General features: G+C 41.2%; 3 protein-coding genes. 2 read left to right on the forward strand and 1 reads right to left on the reverse strand.

What is annotated here, in order from left to right; genetic code table 11:
• The first annotated feature begins 97 nt into the window (after positions 1-97).
• Positions 98-1,306 (forward strand): tyrosine-type recombinase/integrase, encoded by a 1,209-nt coding sequence (locus CWC03_RS21050; protein WP_138583541.1) that lies wholly within the window; start codon positions 98-100, stop codon positions 1,304-1,306.
• Positions 1,307-1,374: 68 nt separating this feature from the next.
• Here the strand turns inward: CWC03_RS21050 and CWC03_RS21055 are convergent, their stop codons facing one another.
• On the reverse strand, positions 1,375-2,928 hold the full coding sequence (locus CWC03_RS21055; protein WP_138583542.1) for a methyl-accepting chemotaxis protein: 1,554 nt from the start codon (positions 2,926-2,928) through the stop codon (positions 1,375-1,377).
• A 236-nt stretch (positions 2,929-3,164) separates the two neighbouring features.
• Here CWC03_RS21055 and hemH point away from each other — a divergent pair, with 236 nt between their 5' ends.
• On the forward strand, positions 3,165-4,184 hold the full coding sequence (hemH, locus tag CWC03_RS21060; protein ID WP_138583543.1) for a ferrochelatase: 1,020 nt from the start codon (positions 3,165-3,167) through the stop codon (positions 4,182-4,184).
• The last annotated feature ends 139 nt before the right edge of the window (positions 4,185-4,323 follow it).

The raw sequence follows: 4,323 nt of genomic DNA on the forward strand, positions 1-4,323 counted from the left end.
ACGCAGTCGTTAAATTATAGGACTATTTATACAGTATTGCGTGGTGCGTATCTGTATCATTATAATATGTCCAATACTACACAATATCGGACTTAATATGATTTTACCACTAGTTGACACCTTAAAGCAGCTTAGGTATCAAATCGCCCACCTTGAAGATAATACGCTTGCTCATGAATACCCCGAACTGACAAAGTTTTTGGCAAGTCATGGTAAATCACTACCAGTACATAACGAGCTGCAGTTTTTATTTCAGTTTTTGTATGTTTACGGTCGTAAGTCTGAAGCAACTTTTAATCGTTTTCGTAATGAACTTGAACGTTTTTATTTGTGGTCGTGGCTAGTTGCTAAGAAGTCAGTGTTTGAGCTAAAACGCGAAGATATCGAGGCGTATGTGGATTTTGTGGTTGAGCCCGATAAAGCATGGACGCAAACTTCTGTACAGTGGCGTTACAAACAAAACCAAGGGATCCGTGAGGTTAACGAAAACTGGCGACCTTTCGTTCTTAAAGAAAATGGCGCTAGCCAGCAAACACTTGCCGCGATGTTTACCGCGCTGAATGTGTTTTACAAGTTTGCTATTTTAGAAGAAAAGTCGTTTGCTAACTTCGTTCCGGTGGTTAAGAAAAATAGCCCATATTTAGTTGTTCAGTCGCAAATCAATCTTCCTGATACGCTGAGCGATTTACAATGGGAATATGTTTTTGGTGTAACGCGTGATTTAAGCGAACAGCAGCCGGAACTAGAGCGGAATCTTTTCGTATTAGCTTGCTTAAAAGGTTTGTATTTACGTATTTCTGAGTTGTCAGACCGCCCTCATTGGTCACCCGTAATGAGCCATTTTTGGCAGGATCAAGATGACTTTTGGTACCTAAGAATTATGGGTAAGGGCAATAAGCTAAGAGATGTAACGCTTAGCGAAGACTTTATCGGTTATTTAAAGCGTTATCGGCAGTACCGGGGACTAAGCGCCCTGCCTCGCGTTGATGAGCCCTACCCAATCGTTCATAAATTAAGGGGTCAAGGTGGTATGAACGTTCGTCAATTACGCCGTATTGTTCAGCAAAGTTTTGACTTAGCAGTGGCTAAACTGAAAGAAGATGGCTTTACGGAAGAGTCAGAGCAACTCGAAGCCGCAACTTCACACTGGCTAAGACATACAGGTGCAACGCATGATGCACAACATCGCCCGCTAAAACACCTCTCTGAAGATTTAGGTCACGCCAAAATTGCGACAACAGATCAAATCTATATTCAAACCAATATTAAAGAGCGTGCCAAATCGGGCTTGAAACGGAAGATATAAATATAAGAGAAAGGACATTTGAGAATGTCCTTTTGAATCTTCAAAGAATAAATGCTCTATGCTAAAACTCACTTACGCTTAAAACGAACAATCAATTCGTGCATTTCTTTTGCAGTCGATTCCAAGTCTTTACTCTCTTGATGTACTTTGTCTGCGCTATCCAGACTGTTGTTCGCAAGCTGTGCAATGTTTACGACTTGCTGGTTAATGTCATCAGACACGGTCGCTTGTTGCTCAACCGAAGTTGCAATTTGCATCGACATATCACTAATTTGGATAACAGCTTGGGTGATTTGTTGTAGCATATCGGTGCTTTGATTCAGTTGTTCAATACCTTGGAGTGATTCTTCTTGGCCTTGCTGAGCAATATTTACTGACGCTTGTGTGCTGCTGGTTAGATCTTCAATAATTGCATGGATCTCTTTCGTTGACTCTTGAGTGCGCTGTGCTAGATGCCTAACTTCATCAGCAACTACGGCAAAGCCCCTACCTTGCTCACCTGCTCGCGCAGCTTCAATTGCTGCATTCAGTGCTAGCAAATTAGTTTGCTCAGCGATTTGTTCGATAATTTGTGCGGCTGCAGCAATTTTATCTGTTTGCTTAGAGACGCCTTCAACAGAATTGCGGATGTCGGCAATGGTATTACTTAAATCGCCAAAAGCAATTTTAGTTTTATTGGCTATCTGTTCTGTTTGAGAAGTCAAATCAAGGGAGTTTTGGGCATCTTTAGCACTCAATTGCACACTGTTAGAGACATCGTTGATGGTTGTTGTCATTTCATTCATTGCAGTGGCAACGAGCTCTGTCTCAGTTTGCTGCTTTTGTAAATCGGCATAAGTTGCTCGTGCTTCTTTACTCGCCGTATGCGCTCCTTTTGATACGTTTTGCGCTGCATGTTCAACACGGGTGAGAATTGTATCTAGGTGTGCCCTTTCACTTTTCAAGCGTACTTGGATTGATGCCATGGTGCCATCCCAAGTTGAGTAAACTTGCTCAGATATCTCATCGCAAAAGCTGTGTGCCAACTCAGATTCTAGCCGTTTCAACTGTTCCTTATCTCGCCAAGTCGCATAGGCAGAATACGCGAGCATATTCGCCATTAACCAGAAAAACCCTGCAGACTCTGAGGCAAAGTACCAAAGCGCTAGGGACGAAGCGATGTTAAAAACAGGCCACACCACACGTAATTTTGGAAGACTGAAACTGCTTCCTTTATTAGTATTTACGTTTGTATAAAGTTGACTTGCCCGTTCAACCGTCGCCCTATCTGGGCAGCTTCTAACCGACTCATAGCCTATGATTTTGCCATTTTCTGTTATCGGGGTTACATAAGCATCAACCCAATAGTGATCGCCATTTTTGCAGCGGTTTTTTACGATCCCCATCCATGGCTTACCCGTTTTAAGCTGCGTCCACATGGTTTGAAACGCCACAGGAGGCATATCTGGATGTCGTACTATATTATGAGGTTGTCCAACTAACTCATCACGGGAAAATCCACTCACATCAATAAACGCTTGATTGCAGTCAACAATATTACCTTTCAGATCAGTGACAGAGATGAGTTTTACATCGCGAGAAAAGGTTTTTTCTCTTTGGGTTACTGGGTGGTTGGTTCTCATTAGACATGTCCAAAACTAACAAAAAATTGATTTTCCCTTAAAGATTTGCAGGAAAATACGCCCTCAATCCATGAATAGCAATAGAGAAGGGGTTAATTAGCGATAATTACAACTATAGTGTGAGTTAATTTTGGTCGCAAATTGATTTATGCCAGTTTAGATCGAAATTAGGCTTACTCCCGTATAGGCTTTCTTGTAAAATAATCCTATTAAAATGATAATCTAAGGAGCGTTAGGTGTCTCGCTTTTCAGCCATAACAGATAATCCCCATGAAGGCCGATTTAATTCCAAAACGGGTATTCTTATTACAAATTTAGGTAGCCCAGATGCACCAACGGCTAAAGCACTTAGAGTTTATCTCGCTGAGTTTCTTTCCGATCCCCGTATTGTCGAAATTCCAAGACTAATTTGGTTAATGATTTTGCATGGCATAATTTTACGCGTTCGTCCTAAAAAATCTGCACACGCCTATCAGTCAATCTGGACTGATGAAGGCTCACCTTTGATAACCATAAGTCGAGCACAAACTGATAAAATTGAAAAGCAATTACGCAGTGAAGGTTTTGAAGGCATCGAAGTTGAGCTTGCCATGCGCTATGGCAACCCGTCAATTGAATCAGGGCTTGAGAAGTTAAGAGGAAAAGGCATCACACGAATTATTATTGTGCCGCTATATCCTCAATATTCCAGCGCGACAACAGGTTCAACCTTTGATCAGGTCTCAAAGGTGCTAAGAGGTTGGCGCTGGGTACCAGAGCTGCATTTTATTAATGGCTATCACAAACATCCGCTTTATATTGAATCTTTAGCTAATTCCATTCGAGAAGATCTTGAGGCGAATGGAGAGCCGGATAAATTGGTTTTTTCATATCATGGAACACCAAAGTTATTTTTAGATAGGGGCGACCCGTATCATTGTTTTTGCCAACAAACGACTCGCTTAGTCGTTGAAAAACTTAATCTTGATAAAGAAAAAGTGATGACGACCTTCCAAAGTCGTTTTGGTAAAGCAGAATGGTTGCAACCTTATACGGACAAAACACTTGAGAGTTTTCCGAGCCAAGGTATTAAAAACGTCGCAATTTTAAGCCCAGCTTTTAGTGCCGACTGCTTAGAAACACTCGAAGAGTTAGAAGTTGAAAACCGTGAGGTATTTGAGTCTGCTGGCGGCGAAAAGTATCGTTATATTCCTGCGCTCAACGACCGTGATGATCACATTAAAGCGATCACAGCGCTGATAAAACCACTGTTGTAATACCAGTTGTATTAAGTAAATGATTTATCTTGAAGCGGGGAAATAGCTTTAGTAGCAAGGCAAAAATTTTGCTATTTAGTTGTTCTAAATGAGAAATTTTTAACGAAGCTAATATGCTATTTCACGCTACAAATTTATT

This window comes from Pseudoalteromonas sp. S2755 (assembly GCF_005886535.1).
Taxonomy (GTDB): Bacteria; Pseudomonadota; Gammaproteobacteria; order Enterobacterales; family Alteromonadaceae; genus Pseudoalteromonas.